Consider the following 18,253-nt stretch of genomic DNA (forward strand, 5'->3'; position numbering starts at 1 on the left):
GGGTAGCCAAGTGCGGGAGGGATAAGCGCTGAAAGCATCTAAGCGCGAAGCCCGCCTCAAGATGAGATTTCCCAATCAGTAAGACCCCTTGGAGAACACGAGGTTGATAGGCTCGGGGTGTAAGCACAGCAATGTGTGTAGCTGACGAGTACTAATCGGTCGAGGGCTTATCCTAATAAGCCAACACAGGCAAGAAGATTCTAATTTTACGTTAAATCGTGAACGCTAATTCGTTTCGTATCCGGTTATCAAGGCGCAAGCCTTGGACACCTAAACATGGTTTGGTGATGATGGCAGAGGGGTTCCACGCGTACCCATCTCGAACACGACCGTTAAGCCCTCTAACGCCGATGGTACTTGGACCGCAGGGTCCTGGGAGAGTAGGAAGTTGCCAAGCCGGTTCCGCTTAATACATATTCCCTGATAGCTCAGTTGGTAGAGCACTCGACTGTTAATCGAGTTGTCACAGGTTCGAGTCCTGTTCGGGGAGCCAACATGGAGAGATACCCAAGTGGTTATAAGGGGCTCCTCTGCTAAGGGAGTAGACTGCGTAAGCGGTGCGAGGGTTCGAATCCCTCTCTCTCCGCCACGAGGCCATTCAGGCAGGCCTGCGGCGAATCAAATGGATAACAACATGGAGGCTTAGCTCAGCTGGGAGAGCATCTGCCTTACAAGCAGAGGGTCGGGGGTTCGATCCCCTCAGCCTCCACCACTTCACCCCAAAAAGTGAAGATGGACTTCGAAGAGTATTCCGATTACTTTTCGGGGACCCCGTAACAACACGAAACACCTTGCGCGGAGCCGTGGTGTAGAGGCCTAACATGCCTGCCTGTCACGCAGGAGACCGCGGGTTCGAATCCCGTCGGCTCCGCCACCAACCAACTTCATATGCGGAAATAGCTCAGTGGTAGAGCATCTCGTTGCCAACGAGAAGGTCGCGGGTTCGAATCCCGTTTTCCGCTCCATCATCAAATTCAAAGAAACCCTTTACCGGGTTTCTTTTTTGTTTTCCTTAGCTTCTATGAGTAGCAAAATAGCATATAAAGACAACAATATATGTGAGGAAATCTACCGCAAAAGCTACGTTGATTCTGGTAATATGGGAATAACCATACAGTTATACCATTCCAGAGGTGAGTCGAGTGCTTCGTATGATGATTGTCGACGATGAATCCAGGACGCTGGCTGGACTCCAAAGATGTCTGCAATGGAGCGATTTAAATATACGCATCGTTGGACAAGCTAGCAACGGCAGGGATGCGATCCAACTGGCCGACCAGTTGAATCCGGATATTGTACTCACCGATATCCGCATGCCGGTCATTAACGGCATCGATCTCTCCAGAATGTTAAAAAAGAGCGTCCCGCGGACGAAGGTTATTTTTCTCACCGCTCATATGGATCCCGACTATATGAAATCGGCTTTTAAAGAAGGGATTGTCGATTACTTATTAAAGCCAGTCAATATTAAAGAACTCGAACAGACGATCCGGAAAACGGCAGACATATGCCGGCAAGAGAAAATGGAAGAGCAGCGGTTGGCGGAGCTGGAATCCATGCTTCGCGAGAGCTTGCCGCTTCTGCAAAGAGAATTTCTCGAAAGCTTGGTATTTGGCGAGATGGAAGCCCAAGAGGACATCATCGAACGTCTGGAATCTCTCGAACTGGGAATCCCCACGACCGGAAGCTACTTGGCGTTATCGATTCAATTGGATGATTATGCGGCGCTTAAGAGACAATTCTCTGCCCGCGATATCGGGCGGCTGTCCAAGCGGCTACTCCGAGAGATAAAGGCCGCGTATGATGAATCAGGCTTCGTATTCGAACTGAGGGAAGCCGAATATGTCGCGTTGTTGCATGCGGCCGGATCGACCGCGAATAGGGAAGGGCTTGCAGCGGAGCAAGTAAAGGCTCTGACGAAGGATATTAACAGGGTGCTCAATGAAACCGTCGGGCAGAACGCGACGATCGGAATCGGCCATTGGGTTGATAATCTGGAAAAGCTGAAGGACTCCTACTCTACGGCGTTACATGGCTCTTTGTACGTCGCACAGCCGGATTCGAACTCTTACAAAATGATTGAGCGCCTGAAAACCATTATGAAAGAAAGATTTGCCGAGAATTTGTCTATCGGCCTCTTGGCGAATGAAGTGTTCATATCGCCTCATCATATGTGCTTGTTGTTTAAGAAAATAACCGGAGAAACGATCAATGGCTATTTAACCCGAATCCGGATTGAAGAAGCAAAGAAGCTGTTGATGCAGGGAACGAAGAAACTGCCCGAAGTTTGTCTGGAGGTCGGATATACCGACCCCAAATATTTCAGCAAGCTGTTCAAGAAACATACGGGAACGAATCCATCGGATTATAAGAAGGCTTAATAGATCGGAAGCACCGCCACAGGCGGTGCTTTTCTATTTTATCGGCCGCCAAGCGGCAAAAATCAGAAGAATAGACACCTTCATCGCACAATCGCCTACCTCAACCCTATCTGGATACCGCTAGAATGTAAGTTATACTCACATAGCAGGAGGAGAGGAACACTTGGAGAGTAAAAGGATGAAACAATCTTTATCGGTCATCTTATCAGTCGGAATGTTATTCGGCTCGATGATGAATCCGGCAGCCCATGCCGAGTCTAACGGGCCCGCAAGCGGTTCGCTGTCTGCAGAACCTTCGCAGACATCGGACCGCATTATTGTGAAATATAAAGACGGCGCGGATCGACAAAAATTGTATGCGAAATATGCGTTAAAGGCGATGGAGCAGCTGAAACTGCCCAATACCAGCCTGGACGTATTGGAAGTTTCGCCTAGGGCGAATGTGTCGAGCGTGATCGATTCGTTGGAACAGGATCCGAACGTGCTCTATGCGGAGCCGGATATCCAAATCCGAAGTTCAAGCCCGAGCGGTCAATTTCCGGCCGGTTCGAATCCAGCAAACGAAGCTTCGTCAACCTCGGTACCTGCGGGAACCGCGTCGATCGCACCAGCTAGCTCAATGGAGGCCTTGAGTCTTTTCTCCTCCCCTTCTCAGCCTAACGATCCGCATTTCCCCGAACAATGGGGCCTCCAAAATATCGGTCAAAATTTGCCTAATCAGACACCGTCCATGGCGACATGGGATATCGATATGGATGTGCCGGAAGCTTGGCAAATCACGCAGGGCTCCGACGATGCGATCGTTGCCATTATTGATACGGGCGTTGAGATCGATCACCCCGATCTGCAAGACAGCATCTGGACAAACAAAGGAGAAATAGCGGGCAACGGCAAGGACGATGATGGCAACGGCTTTGTCGATGACGTGCACGGCTGGAACTTCTACGGCGGGAATAATTCGCTCTATAACATTTTCGATGATGACCTTCAAGGTACGCAAATGGCCGGAGTGATTGCGGCTGCCGCGAATAACGAAATCGGTATTGCCGGCGTCGCGCCTCATGCGAAGATCATGCCGCTCAAGGTGATCGGGGCGAATGGGGCGGGATATGTGTCCGATGTCATATGGGCCATCGAATACGCTGAACGAATGGGAGCGAAAGTCGTCAACATTAGTTGGTCTCTAACGGAATACAGCCAAGCGTTAAAGGATGCCATCGACAATTCTTCCATGCTGTTCGTTGCCATTGCCGGCGTGGATTATTTGAACACAAAAGACGAGGCTCCCGAATATCCGGCAGCCTATGACAGCGACAATGTTCTCTCCGTAACGGGAATAGATCCCCATGGCAACCCCATCAATGCTTATTCTGTTCGGGGGAAGAACGTAGATCTATCCGCGCCAAACACAAATATTTGGACAACCATTCCAACCAGAAACCCCGGAATCGGCGCGCAAATCGATAACGGCAAGTATAAAGTCGTTTATAACGGGATCGGCTTCGAGAGCATTCAATCCGATGAATCTCGAATTGCCGCTTTCGATCGGGCGATTCAATACTTCGGCAAGGCCAAACCTTCCATTCTTCTCGTGCAGGATGACGAATGGCAAGCGATCGGCAGCGACAACAATTATTTGCCGCTCTATCAATCTTTGCTGGGTACCTCAGGCTTTCAATATGACACGATGACCGTTGCCTACGGCGACGACGGCCCATCGCTGGACAAGTTGAAATCGTATGATCTCGTCGTTTGGTTTACAGGGGATGGAGTAGGTTTGGACTATCAGAATTATCAGATTGGTTCTTACACCACCCCACTGAAAGAAGCAGACCAAGAGAGCTTGACAGCCTATTTGAACGGCGGAGGCAATTTACTGCTGACAGGTTCAGCGACGCTGCTAGGCAACGAGTTCTCCCCCTTTGTGAAGGACATTCTGCATTTGGATGCCGTAAGAAATAATTATTCCAGGTCAGGCGAAATCTGGGACAAAGCAGAAGGAGCGCCTGGCACGTTGAATGACGGGCTCTCGTTCGACATGTTCTCGAGTTTTACTTACGATGACATGGTATCAAACGATCCTTCCATAACGACCGTCAATTTGAACGCGGTGCTTGAGGATTATGCCTATACCAGTGGCTTTGAATTTCCCGCGGCTTACGCCTCGGGGGTTGCGGCTTTGATTTACAGCCAATATCCGACAGAGGACGCTTCCGTTGTCAAGGAAAGAATGATCCTTAACGGCAAGCCGTTCTATCCGGATGAAGATGTCACGGCCAGCAATAAAATGGTGGACGCGTACAAAGCGCTGACCGATAACGACCTCCCAGGTCAACCTTATATCGGGGAAAGTTATTCCGATACGCTTGATGCAGAGACGGATGCCCATGATGTGTACTATATCAACTTGCATAAAGGCGACCAATTGGACCTTACTCTGGCAGGCGATTCGGGAACGGATTTCGACTTGCATCTGTTTGATCCCACCGCTCAATCTTTATATGATACCCAGAAAGTGGCGGCAAGCTCGGAGACAAGAGAAAGCTCCGCTGAATCGATCTCCTATGCAGCGACTGTAACAGGAACCTATTTTATTGACGTAGCTGCATACAGCGGCGCGGGCGGATATACCATCAGCGCACAGAGGACCCCCGTTCACCAGACGGGAACCTACGAGGACACCGATGAGGCTCTTGCTTTTACCGGATCTTGGTCGACCAAGACGGATGCTGGACATTCGGGAGGCACGGCAAAGCAGTTAGATGCAGCCGGCAGCGTTGAATTCTCGTTTACGGGCGGCCAAATCGAATGGATCGGCTATAAAAATAACGAGCAAGGAATAGCGGATGTCTTTATCGATGGAGTAAAAGTCAAATCGGTATCCCTATACAGCGAATCTCCGCAAACGCAGCAAGTTCTCTTCAGCGAGTCATTGCCTCTTGGCGGACATGCGATCTCCATCAAGTGGACGGGGAAATCGGACCCGGCAGCGAAGAAATCGGCGAATTCGATTAATATCGATGCCTTGCGCGTTGTGACGGCAACCAAATCGTATACGGTGAGAACCGAAGAGCAAGATTCGTCCTTCGCTTTCTACGGGACATGGACCGCCTTGAATAACGAGAACTATTCGGGAGGACGGACCAAATCGACAAGCGCCAAAGGCGCCTACGTTACTATTCCTTTCACGGGTACAAAGGTCGTGCTGCTGGCTACTGCCATACCTAATGGCGGAAAGGCGAAAATCATGATCGATAATCGACCGGAAACAGCCCGAATAGTAGATTTCTATAGCGCTGCTTCCAAATACCAAGTCGCTATGTTCGATTCGGGAGAGTTGGAGTATGGCCGGCATACGCTCCATGTAATGAACATTGGCGAGCATAATGCGAGCTCCGCCGGGTTTACGATCGATGTGGATGCGATTGTGGTAACGAAGCCTTCCTCCGCGAATGAAGTCACCAAATGGTACGAGGAGTCCAATCCCTATGTGAACCTGCATGGCACATGGACGTACTCGATGAATGGCAAATATTCGGATAGGAGCGCCGCCTATACCGATCTCGCAGGAAACTATGCGGAGCTTTATTTCGTCGGCTCGAAGGTTAGCGTACTGGCGACTACCGGGCCTAATCGAGGGAAAGTCTATGTTTACGTGGATGGGAATCTAGTAACGGACGAGCCTATTGATCTCTATAACGAGACCTACCGTTTCCAAGTTCCTATCTTTGAATCCGCAGAGCTGCCTGGCGGAAGCCATACGATCAAAGTGGTGAACGCAGGCGAGAAGAATGGGCTTTCTACTGGAAATTATGTCTCTATCGATGCGTTTCTTGTCACTTATTCTGTGGGAAAAGGGGAATAAACCTTGAAGAAATTATTTACGAAACAGACAATCTCATTTGCGGCGGCCCTGCTCCTGGCGTTCCAAGGCTCGGCTTATAGCATGGCTGCGGCTCCCGCTAGTTCGATTCAACCCGATAAACTAGCCCGGTCCATTCAGGAGAAGATCTCCCAAGTGAAACCAGAAGCATTCTCTGAAGGGACGCCAGACGTATACGTTTCCCCCGAGATCGACACCGATTCGTCTGACAAGATAAAAGTCATCGTACAGTTGAGCGGCTCTCCCGTATCGGTAGGGAAGTACAATCTCCATCTGCAAAAGAGATCTCTCACTACCCAAACCATCCAGGCGCTGGAAAAGACCGTTAACGCGGAGCAATCCACTTTTGTAAGCGGGGCTCGTTCCGAGGGCGTTAGCCTGAAGGTGAATCGTCAATATAACACGGTCTTGAATGGCTTGGAAGTGACGATTCCCGCCAATCAAATTTCGGAGCTGGCGAAGATGCCTGGAGTGAAGGGGATCTATGAGAACCGGACCTATTATCCGCTGGACACCGCTGTTGCCGACGAGACGGAAGCAACGACCGGCGGCGATAAAGAATTTGATATCAACCCGCTTGAACAGCTTGGCGTCCCCGAGGCATGGGCGGAAGGCTTAACCGGCAAGGGAATGAAAATCGGGGTTCTCGATACCGGGGTGGATTATCTTCATCCGGATTTAAAGGATGCCTATGTGAAGGATAAAAGCTATGACGTCTTCCATGATGATGACGATCCTTACGAAGATCTGCCCGACGAGAATGACCATTATGAAGGTTCCCACCACGGAACGCACGTATCGGGCACGATTGTCGGAAGAGCCGCGAATGACACCGATCTTCCTGTCCAGAAAGGAATCGCATACGATGCGGCGCTGTATTCGTATAAGGTTCTGGGAAAGACGTTGCAAAGCGACGGCTCTTGGGGGGACAGCGGCACCTCTGCGGTAATCATTGCCGGTATTGAACGAGCCGTTAAAGATGGAATGGACGTAATCAACATGTCGCTGGGATCGGACTCGGAGAAAAGCCCTTATACGGCAGAAGCGATTGCGGTGAATAATGCTACGCTTGCCGGAGTCGTTGTCGTTGTGGCTAACGGGAATGCGGGCGATTCCGGTCCGTACTACTATTCGATGGGTTCGCCTGCCAGTGCTTCTTTCGCCATTTCCGTAGCTGCTGCAAACAGCAAGAATAACAAATACGAGACTTCCATCGCTAGAGTCTATCCAGAGATGGTCCCAGTGACTACATCGATCGAAGACGATGATCGGTCGATAGATTGGGGTACTCCTAACAACTGGACTCAAGTAGACGGCGACCAATACACCGCCGGTCATGCCAAAACGTTGACCAGCGGGGGACCGACAGTAAACTTCCCGTTTAAAGGAACAGGCGTGAAATTGCTAGCTTCCAAAACGCCGAGCAGCGGGACCATACAGGTGTTCGTGGATGACGGCAATAATGGTGTTTATCCAATAAATTTAAATAGTGCTTCCGAAGAGAATCAGGTAACGGTATTGGAAGTAACCGATTTACCGAATGGTCCGCACAAGCTTGGTATCCAGGCATCCGGCGCTAACGCAATCATCGATCAGATTCAAGTGACAAGCCTCGTACCTTCCATCGCGGCGGCAAGCGGCCAAGCGTTGGAATCCTCCGAGACTAATCAGGCAGAACCAACGGCCGAACCAACGGCCGAACCAACGGCCGAACCAACGGCAGAACCAACGGCAGAACCAACGACAGAACCAACGGCAGAACCAATGGCCGAGCCAACGACAGAGTCAACGGCAGAACCAACGGCAGAATCAACGACAGAGCCAACGGCAGAATCAACGACAGAGCCAACGGCAGAGCCGACAGAGGAGCTTGATTATCAACCGATCGACTTGGTGTCCTGGAAGAATGGGCAAACCGATTTCGACGCGATGTTTGGCGCGGCGCCGATCGAGGCTGTATATGTGGGGCTGGGCGATAAGTCCGATTATGCCCATGTCGATGTAGCCGGCAAGATCGCCTTTGTTTCGCGCGGATATGTTGATTTGGTTGGTAAAATTAATAATGCCAAAGAGCATGGCGCGATCGCTGTCATCATGTTTAACGGGATCGATAAGGTCGTTGACGGCGTGCCTGTCCCCGATTTATCCGAATCCATTAACGGGAGAGACGGTCAGATTGGCGATTTGCTAGCGGTAGGAGCAACCCCTAACGGCTTGCCGACATTCGATATGGCGGGTCGGGAAGGACGTGCCCTTGCAAGGCAACTACTGGAACAGCCGGAGGAACCGCTATACTTCTCATTCGGCGAGTCTTTCAACGAAGTGCTTGACCCGGGGGATCACATTGCCGGCTTTAGTTCCCGAGGACCGGTATCGGATAACAACTACTCCATCAAGCCGGATATCAGCGGACCGGGGGTCAATATCTATTCGACTTGGCCTGCCTATGGGAATGTCGACCCGAATGCCAATTATAAGGAAGCCTACAATCGAATCAGCGGAACAAGCATGGCTACTCCGCATATTGCCGGCCTTTCGCTTCTCTTGAAGCAAGAGCATCCGAATTGGACGCCTTTCGATATTCGCGCCGCCTTGGCCAATACGTCCGATTTGTTGAGCGATAAGGAAGGAACTCTGTACGATGTGTACTCGCAAGGAGCGGGACGCGCGGACTTGGCGAATGCCATCAAGACGCCGGCGTTGCTGAAGGCGATGGATGACACGACGATCTACGATGAGAACATGAACGTAAAGACATTGGCAAGTCAGGCCGTCAGCCTTAGCTTCGGGGCATTGGAGGCAGGGGCGGATGCGGTATCCAAGCCGTTGCGACTGGAGAATAAATCGTCCGGCGCTGTTACCTATATAGCTAAAGTGGAGATGCATCCGAAAGTAACGTCCGATCCGAACGATCCGATCGATACGCCTGATCCGAATAATGTGGAAGTCACGCTGGGGAATGTGGATGAGACAGGTCTAATTACCGCAGCCGCCAATGGCGCGTACGACTTTACATTGTCGGCAAAGGCTCTTGCGAATGCAACTCATGGCGTGTATGAAGGAGAAGTTATATTAGAGAACCCGGGATATCCGTCGTTGCATCTCCCATTTGTCATTCATGTGGGCGACGACGTGGATGATAACGATTTTCCAATTAAGGATGTTCAGCTGTCGGACATGAAGCTTTCTCCTCTGTACAATCCGGTTGATCTATCCTTCACCTTAAATGCGGATAATATTAACTATATTCTCGTTTATGTAACGGACTCGAATGGATATCTTCTCGGAACGATTGGCAACATGTATTCGGATGATTTAAGTTTTATTTCTCCCGGGAAAAAGTTATTCGAACAGCTCGATGGAACGTATCTTACTTTCTCCGACGAACCGGACCTTGATGGGAACCCGGATACAGAGGTCTTGCAAGACGGGCAGTATTCTCTTCTTATTGCCGCTTTGCACCTGGACGAGAACGGAGAGGAAGTAGAGAAGGATACTCAGGTTGCCTTCGAAACCTTGGTTGTCGATCGTTCCTACAAATCGAACTCCGGCGGCCCGGGAGAACCGGTTGATCCAGGCAATCCTGGCGGTCCAAGCGGCCCAGGCGGTCCAGGCGGCGGCTTAGGCGGCGGCGGTCTTGGCGGAGAAGCAGCCGAAACGGAAGCATCCAACAATCAAGAAGTGCTGGCTTCCGTTATCAAGCAAGGACAAATAAAGGTCTCTGTAAAAGGAGTAGCTGCAACAGAAGGAAATAAATCGAAGGTGTCGGTACCGGACGAAGAGTGGAAGAAAGCGCTGGAGGCGGCGAAGCAATCGAAGAGTTCCCTCGTCATCGGTGCGTCTTCCGATACCAAGGAAGCCCAATTGATCCTTACCAAAGAGCAGCTGGCGCAGCTGAAGAATATGGCGGATGACAGTTCCCTAATTTTCTCGTGGAATAATGCAACAGCGTCCTTGCTATTATCGGCTTTGAAGCAAGTGCCTGCCGGAAGCGATTTTGTGATGACGATCAAGGAAGCGGCGGACAGCAAGCCGCTATTTGCGAAGCAGCGCTCGGATGCCGAGCTGCTGGGAACTCCATATGCCGTCACCGTGCAAACCGTAGCCAACGGCGCGGCGAAGCCGTTCACGGTATCGTCCGGTCAGGCTGTGCAGTTCGCATTCCTGCTGGATAAAGGAGTGGATGCGAATTCGGTAAGCGTCCTGTACACTGAGGGAGACAAGTCGTATCCGGCTCCGGCGAAATTTACGGCGACCAAGGACGGCAAAACGGTTGTTACCGTTACGCGCTTCGGATTCGGAACCTACGCTGCGGCGAAACGAAACATAGCCTTTAGCGATATCGGCACTTCTTGGGCCAAGACCCAGATCCAATTGCTCGCGAACAAATTTATCCTGAATGGAACGACGGAGTCCGCGTTCTCGCCGAAGAGCAACGTGACTCGTGCGCAATTCGCAACCATGCTGGTCCAAGCATTGGGCTTGTCCAAGCAAGCATCGGGCGCGCCGTTCGGCGATGTAAGCCCAAGCGCTTGGTATGCGGAAGACGTCGCAACGGCCTATGCGGCAGGACTTATTGCAGGCTCGAACGGCGAGTTCAGGCCTAATGACGAGATCAGCCGCCAAGAGCTGGCCGTCATGCTCGTTAGAGCGCTTGAGCTCCTTAAGAATCAAGGAGAAGCGGACGACACGGCGGGCAAGTCATATGGGGATGCCGAAGAGTTCGGAGGATTCGCCAAAGCAAGCATCGAAGCCGTAACGAAGGCGGGATTGATGAACGGTTCCGAAGCGAACGGAGTGTCCTACTTCCATCCGACCGATTCGACGACCCGGGCGGAAGCGGCCAAAGTCCTGCTTGAATTGCTCGCTTCAGCCAATCTGATTAATAAGTAACAGGCTTGAGAGAGTTGCCGAAGGCCGGTATGGAGCGGAGACCAAGAGCTCGAGCCGTACCGGCCTTCGCATCTTGCACATCTTCCCATTTGGGTTACAGAAGGAGCGAAGACCTTGAATAGAATACGAGGAAAAAAGTCTTTGTCCGCGATTCTTTCTATTTCCTTGCTGCTCGGTCTGTTCGCCGCTCAACTGACGGCTCACGCAGAGCCAAGAAAAAGTCAATGGCCGGCAGAACAACAAGCAGAGGATCAATCGGAACCAATCGCGCCGGATATTGGCCATCCGCTTACGGAAGATCAGCAGCCTTACGATCAACCTTCGGAAACGGCATTCCGCAACAAGGATGCCGAATCGGATGCCAGCAGCGAACAACGGATTATCGTCAAATATAAGAGCGGAGCCAGTCTCGGGCAGATTCAGGCCAAGCTTGCTTCGACTCAATCGGCAACACAGTCTTGGGAGCTGGCCAAGTCCGGTTTGGGAGTAATGAAGCTCTCTCCCAAAGCGGATATGGATAAAGCGATTGCCGCGTTAAAGAAAGATCCCAACGTGCTTTACGCAGAGCCGGATTCCAAGGTTCGAATCGCTTCTCTACCGAACGATCCGAGATTCGGCGAGCAATGGGGATTGCATAACGAAGGGCAACCGGCTGACGGAGACATGGTCGACGATGTTTTTGTCGATGGGGTTAAATTGTATGGAACCGTTGATACGGATATCAATGCGCCGGAGGCATGGGATATTTCCCAGGGCAGCGACAGCGTCGTCGTTGCCGTCCTAGACACGGGGATTGATATTGCCCATCCCGACTTGACAAACAATATATGGGTGAACAAAAGGGAGATCCCCGGTAACGGACTGGACGATGACCGCAATGGGTTCGTTGACGACGTGCATGGCTGGGACTTCTACAATAAGGATAACTCTCTGTTCGATGCTTGGGACGGCGATATTCATGGCACGCAAGTCGCGGGTATCCTTGCCGCATCCGCGAATAATGGAATCGGCATTGCCGGCACGGCGCCGAAGGTAAAAGTTCTGCCGTTGAAAGTGATCGGGCCCGATGGAACAGGGTATGTATCGGATATCATTCAGGCGATCCAATACGCGGAACAAGCGGGGGCTCAAGTTGCCAATCTTAGCTGGGTTACCAGTGTGCCTAGCGTGGCATTGAAAGAGGCCATTGAAGCCTCTCCCTTGTTGTTTGTCGCGGCAGCCGGCAACGATCTAGGTAATGGTACATCAAACGCAGTGCGAGACCTGGATCGTATTCCGGTATATCCGGCTGCTTATGACAGCGATAATATTCTTTCCGTCGGAGCCATGAGTTTCTATAAACAGTTGATGTGGTATTCGAATTACGGAAAAGAGACGGTGGACGTGGCCGCTCCTGGGACGAGCATTCTAAGTACGGTCCCTACGCGAAATATCGGGTTAGGAGCCCAGATCGGCAATGGCAAGTATAAGGCTATTGTGAATTCCATTGGATTCGAGTTAATAAAAGACGATCAGAAGAGGCTGGAAGCATTCAAGAAAGCCCTTCAATATCTGAAGCCTTCCGGTAACTCTAACCCTAAGATTCTACTTGTACAAGATGATGAGAGCGAAATACCAAGCAGAATCGATTTCTTGCCGGTTTATCGGACATTGCTGGATTCGACGGGTTATACGTATGATAGGTTGACGTTGCTCCCCGGCGCGTCAGGACCTTCCCTTGATACGTTGAAATCTTACGATATTGTGATATGGTTTACGGGCATCGCAACGGGAGCTGTTATCGATGATGGGAAGTCGACCTATCGATCTACGAATTTGACAGAGACCGACCAGCAAAATTTGACGGGCTATTTAAACGGCGGGGGCAATTTGCTCTTAAGCGGATCGGTGGCGTTGGGAGGAATCACAGACTCTTCGTTCATGAATGAAATGTTGCATTTGGAATTTGTCAGACAAGAGAATTCGGACAATGAATCTTGGAGTACAGCTAGCGGCGTTCCCGGTTCCTTGTATAACGGGCAAGCGTACGATCTGACGGATTCGGGTTTGTTTGCGGATATGGAATCGAACGACCCTTCGATCGCAGTCATGAACTTGGAGATTCCTACGACTGATTATGCGCGCGGTTCAGGAACCTCTTTTGCCGCTCCGTTCGCTTCAGGGACTGCTGCCTTGCTCTTCAGCCAGGACCCCTTGGCAAGCGCTGAAGACGTGAAAGAAAGAATCATGCTCGGCGGCAAACCGTTTAGCGACTTGGAAGGGAAAACCGTCTCCGGTAAAATGGTGGATGCTTATAAAGCATTGAATCCGCATGATATTCCGGGCAAACCCATCCATGGGTCAGGAGCTCAAGGTACTTTGGATGGCGCCAAAGAAAAACGAGACGATGTGTACTATGTATATCTGCGCGCGGGAGAAACATTGAATGTCTCGCTAACGGGAACGGCAGGAACGGATTTCGATCTCTACCTTTATAATCCCTCAGCAGCTTCGGTTTCGGCCGTCGCAGGTATGGCTGCTTCATCCGAGAAAAGCAATAGTTCATCGGAAACGATCTCCTATAAGGCTGCCAAAGCAGGTTACTACTATATAGATGTCTATGCTTTTGCAGGCGCCGGCAACTATTCGCTCCGCAAATCCCAAGATTATCGAGACAAGAGCGCAGGTACCTATGAGGATACGAATCCCGCGGTCGTCTTTACCGGAACTTGGTTGACGGTATCCAAACCGGAGTATTCGGGCGGAACGGCGAAACAACTGAACGAGGCGGGGCAAGCCGAATTCTCGTTTACAGGCAACCAGATTGAATGGATTGCCTTTAAAGACAGCAATCAAGGAATTGCGGACGTGTATATCGACGGCAAGAAAGCAGCTTCGCCTTCTCTGTTCAGCAGCAGCTTCTTGCCCAAGCAATCCGTCTTCAAGCAAACGATGCCGTATGGCGTCCATACGATTCGAATCGATTGGACAGGCAATAAGGACTGGCAGTCGTCAGCTGCCGCCGTTAATGTGGATTCCTTCTTTGTTTCCAATGCGCCGGAAACGTTCACCGTAACCTTACAAGAGGACGATCTTGGGGCTATATACTATGGAGACTGGAGAACCTATTCTTCTGCATCCTACTCCGGCGGATTGCAGGCGTCGTCAGGCAATAAGGGGGATTACGTCGACATCTCGTTCACAGGAACCGGCGTGAAGCTGCTGGCTAATTTGTTCCCTTATATTGGCGGCGAAGCTTCGATTACCATTGATCATCACTCAGAAACGGCCCAGACAATCAGCTTTAAGGGAGACAATGATCAATATCAAGTTCCCGTATATGATTCGGGCAAGCTGTCGAACGGTCCGCATGTGCTTCGAATCGTCAATACGAGTCCTGACCCTAGTTATAGTACGATCTCTGTCGATGCCTTGATTGTTACAAAGGCGACAAGGGAAGAAACGATGCCAGAGCCCGTGACCATTATTGAGGAGTATTATCCGTCAGTCGTTTATGAAGGAGTATGGAATACTTCCTTTAGCAGGAAACATTCCGGCATAAGCGCCAAGTATAGCAACGTATCAGGCAGCTATGCGGAATATACTTTCGAGAGCAATAAGATCAAAGTGCTGGGAGAAACGGGACCGAATCGAGGCAAAGTCAATATTTATATCGACGGACAGCTCGTCACGAAGACACCAATCGATCTCTACAGCAGTAAATATCAATATAGAGCCGCCATTTTTGAATCGGATATCCTTGACTTCGGCAAGCATACGATCAAAGTGGTGAATGCAGGGGAGAAGAATGAGAAATCCTCCGGAACCTACGTTTCAATCGATGCGTTCCTTGTAGTAGGCGCTGCGGATGATGGATTCGGAACGGAACAACCGCCGGAAGATTGATCAAGTCGTAGGAATTCCCCTAGGAAAGAGGTACATCGAAAAGGACGCAATCACTTCACAGTGATTGCGTCCTTATTGTTATTTCGTTTTGATATCAATCCGTTACAGGAGGGAAATCCATGATTCACAAGTTAGGTTTTGCAGCGAATGACCGCTTGTTGATTATCAATGCAGACGATTTCGGGATTACTAAGGGGACGAACGAAGCCATTTTTCATTTGTTTGAAGAGAACTCTATAACTTCCGCATCGATTATGATCCCTTGCTCTGATTCAAATGAAGCAATGGAGATAAGCAATCAAAAGGGGATAAAGAATATTGGAATTCATCTTACGCTAACAAGTGATGAGTTGAATCCTTATACACCAGTCTTTGATAAAAGAACATTAAATAGTTTAATCACGACAGACGGATACTTTCACACCGATGTTGCCCAATTGGAGATAAATGCCGACGAAGATGAGGTTCGAATCGAAATGGAATCCCAGATTCGAAGCGCAATCTTAAAAGGGATCGATCCGACCCATCTCGATAGCCATGCGGGGAGCCTGATGGGATTATTCACGGGTCGGGATTTTTTGGAAGTGGCATTCGACTTATGTGAAAAGTATGGCCTCCCATTTCATTTACCTAACCGGATATTAGAACAACCCTTTTTTAATACGGATCAACGGAGGTTATTTCAAAAAAGGATTGCATCGGCCAAAGATAGAAAAATCTTATTCATTGATGATATCGTTTCTCTTCCCTATTGCTTGAATCCCATTATGGAGTACAGCAAAATGAAAATTCGATTAGCTGAGATAATAAAGAACATAAAACCGGGAATAACCCAACTGACTTTGCATCCGTCCCATATAACCGACCAGTTGCTAGCATTAACGAACTGTTATAAAGAAAGAGAAATGGAGTATCGTCTACTAAACGATATCGATATCAAGCAATTGATTAACAGGGAGCGGATCAATCTGATATCGTGGAAAGAAATTCGAGACTTACAAAGAAGCATGTAGAATGCGGAGAGTATAGGGGGAATTCCTTTGCTTCGCAATACGCCGCAAAAATGACCTCAGCTGCGAATAATATAAACAGATCATCGCAAGGCATGGAGGAACAAGCATGGAGTTGTCTAGAATGAAATCGCCCAAGCGGCGGAAACCCGTCTGGAAAAAAGCTCTGTCGATGGCTTCCCTGGGAGCCATCCTTTTGTTTTTGGGCGGCTGGGGAGCTTTCCGCATCCTGGTCGAAGCTCAGGATATCGATCGGTTGAAGGAGCCCCTTCCGGCCGCTTCGATCATCTATGACCGCGACGGAGAGGAAGCAAGCCGCCTATCGCTGAATACTATCGAAGAAGTCGAATATGCGGACATTCCCGAACCTATGGTACAAGCGATTGTCGCGGTCGAGGACAAACGGTTTTTCGAGCATGACGGCATGGATGTCCGCGGCATTGTTCGTGCTTTCGCCACGAACTTAAGTGCGGGAGGAACTGTCCAAGGCGGAAGCACGATTACGCAGCAGCTCGCCAAGAACGTTTTTCTATCGCAGGAACGCACCTGGTCCCGAAAGTGGAACGAGGTGCTCCTTGCCAAAAAAATCGAAGAGCGGTATTCAAAGCAAGCTATTATAACCATGTATCTAAACCAGATTTATTATGGCGAAGGCGCGTGGGGAATCGAGCGGGCGGCGAAGGTTTATTTCGGCAAGGGAGCGAAAGAGTTGAGCCTCTCGGAGTCGGCTATGCTTGCGGGTCTTGTCAAAGCTCCGTCGGCGCTAACGCCCTATAAGAATCCGGATAAAGCGAAGGAACGCCGCAATGTCGTGCTCAAGTTAATGCAAGAGCAAGGCTATATTACGGAGCGGCAATACGAAGAAGCGACTGCCGAGCCCATTCGGCTGCAAGCGGCCAAAACGGATCGCGTCGATGAGATCAACTTCCCTTATTATGTGGATGCGATTATTCGTGAGGCGATGGACCTCTACGACTTGTCGGAGAACGAAATTTTACACGGAGGCTTGCGCATTTATTCCGAGATGGATACGGCTATGCAGCGAGAGGCAGAGCGCGTATACGCGGATACGTCGCTGTTTCCACAAAGTTCGGCGGATCAGCTCATTCAGAGCGGTTCGGTTCTGATCGACCCGCGGGACGGAGGCATTCGCGCGCTGATAGGCGGCCGGGGCGAGCAGCCGTTCCGTGGCTTTAACAGGGCTGTACAGTTAAAGCGTCAACCTGGTTCGACCTTGAAGCCGATCGCGGTGTACGCTCCTGCGCTGGAAGCTGGGTATTCTCCGACGGATACCATTATGGACGAGCCTGTTCAATTCGGCGGCTACAGTCCTCGGAACGCAGGAGGGGCCTACCACGGAGAAGTTACCTTATACGAAGCGCTCATTCACTCTTATAATGTACCGGCAGTGAAACTGCTCAATGAGATCGGAATCGACAAAGGGATGGAAGCAGCCGAAAGGTTCGGCATCCCGTTAACGGATGGCGATCGAATCCTCGGCCTCGCCCTTGGCGGGCTGCAGGAAGGCGTATCGCCCGTTCAGATGGCGGAAGCCTTCGGTGCATTTGCCAATGATGGGGTAAGGTATGAGGCGCACACGATTACGCGGATTGAAACGGCCGACGGCGTTGTGCTGGCGGAAGCGGCACAGAATCAAGGCGTGCAGGCGACGACGGTTGAAACGGCCCGAACGCTGACCTCCATGATGCAAGGCGTCCTGCAAGAAGGTACGGGGAAAGCCGGTAAGCTTGCGGACCGCGAAGCGGCCGGGAAATCCGGAACGACGCAAATGGACGGAACGAATGGGGAAGGAGCCAAGGATAATTGGTTTGTCGGCTATACGCCGCAGCTTGTTGGCGCAGTATGGCTTGGCTATGACAAGACGGATTCCAAGCATTATCTGACGACGACTTCTTCGGCAGCGGCCGCCGTGTTCAAAGCCTTGATGGATGGGGCGCTAAAGGATGAGCCGAAGCTGAAGTTCCCTGCGGCACCGCATATTATTCTAAACAAAGCAAATGAAAAAGCGACGAAGAACGAAGAGCGGTTAACCAAAGAGCAACGAAAGGAGCAAAAGAAAGAGGAGAAAAAGCAAAAGGAAAAAGAAATAGAGAAACGAAAGCAAGAGAAGAAGGAAGAAAAGAAAAAGGGGCACGGGAAGGACGAACAGTGAACACTGAGAATTGCTAGACTTTTTAATA

The 18,253-nt window shown here is 50.5% G+C and carries 6 protein-coding genes, 5 tRNA genes and 2 rRNA genes; all 13 read left to right on the plus strand.

All coding sequences use genetic code 11. The features are described 5' to 3' along the window. Positions 1-175, plus strand: a 23S ribosomal RNA gene (locus ELR57_RS04830); the annotation flags it as partial. Positions 176-280: 105 nt separating this feature from the next. Further along, a 5S ribosomal RNA gene (rrf, locus tag ELR57_RS04835) occupies positions 281-397 on the plus strand. Positions 398-417: 20 nt separating this feature from the next. Then, positions 418-493, plus strand: a tRNA-Asn gene (locus ELR57_RS04840). Between the two features lie 4 nt (positions 494-497). After that, a tRNA-Ser gene (locus tag ELR57_RS04845) sits at positions 498-589 on the plus strand. A 47-nt stretch (positions 590-636) separates the two neighbouring features. Further along, positions 637-712, plus strand: a tRNA-Val gene (locus ELR57_RS04850). Between the two features lie 85 nt (positions 713-797). Further along, positions 798-874: transfer RNA gene (locus ELR57_RS04855), tRNA-Asp, on the plus strand. Between the two features lie 16 nt (positions 875-890). Beyond that, positions 891-965 (plus strand) — tRNA-Gly (locus ELR57_RS04860). Between the two features lie 186 nt (positions 966-1,151). Beyond that, positions 1,152-2,381, plus strand: coding sequence for a response regulator (locus tag ELR57_RS04865; protein WP_126957865.1), 1,230 nt, complete (start codon positions 1,152-1,154; stop codon positions 2,379-2,381). A gap of 178 nt (positions 2,382-2,559) precedes the next feature. After that, positions 2,560-6,246, plus strand: coding sequence for a S8 family serine peptidase (locus ELR57_RS04870; RefSeq protein WP_126957867.1), 3,687 nt, complete (start codon positions 2,560-2,562; stop codon positions 6,244-6,246). A 3-nt stretch (positions 6,247-6,249) separates the two neighbouring features. Next, complete coding sequence (locus ELR57_RS04875) at positions 6,250-11,157, plus strand: S8 family serine peptidase (protein WP_126957869.1); 4,908 nt, start codon at positions 6,250-6,252, stop codon at positions 11,155-11,157. 114 nt (positions 11,158-11,271) lie between these two features. Beyond that, on the plus strand, positions 11,272-15,042 hold the full coding sequence (locus ELR57_RS04880; RefSeq protein WP_126957871.1) for a S8 family serine peptidase: 3,771 nt from the start codon (positions 11,272-11,274) through the stop codon (positions 15,040-15,042). Between the two features lie 119 nt (positions 15,043-15,161). Continuing rightward, on the plus strand, positions 15,162-16,055 hold the full coding sequence (locus ELR57_RS04885; RefSeq protein ID WP_126957873.1) for a polysaccharide deacetylase family protein: 894 nt from the start codon (positions 15,162-15,164) through the stop codon (positions 16,053-16,055). 106 nt (positions 16,056-16,161) lie between these two features. Continuing rightward, entirely contained in the window at positions 16,162-18,225 is a 2,064-nt protein-coding gene (locus ELR57_RS04890; protein WP_126957875.1) for a transglycosylase domain-containing protein, read from the plus strand. Positions 18,226-18,253 lie beyond the last annotated feature (28 nt).

It is taken from the genome of Cohnella sp. AR92, from assembly GCF_003990975.1.
In the GTDB taxonomy this organism is placed as follows: Bacteria; Bacillota; Bacilli; order Paenibacillales; family Paenibacillaceae; genus Cohnella.

Coding starts and splice junctions, on each gene's coding strand:
- ELR57_RS04865 (WP_126957865.1), top strand. CDS start 1,152: ATGATGATTGTCGACGATGAATCCAGGACGCTGGCTGGACTCCAAAGA.
- ELR57_RS04870 (WP_126957867.1), top strand. CDS start 2,560: ATGAAACAATCTTTATCGGTCATCTTATCAGTCGGAATGTTATTCGGC.
- ELR57_RS04885 (WP_126957873.1), top strand. CDS start 15,162: ATGATTCACAAGTTAGGTTTTGCAGCGAATGACCGCTTGTTGATTATC.
- ELR57_RS04890 (WP_126957875.1), top strand. CDS start 16,162: ATGGAGTTGTCTAGAATGAAATCGCCCAAGCGGCGGAAACCCGTCTGG.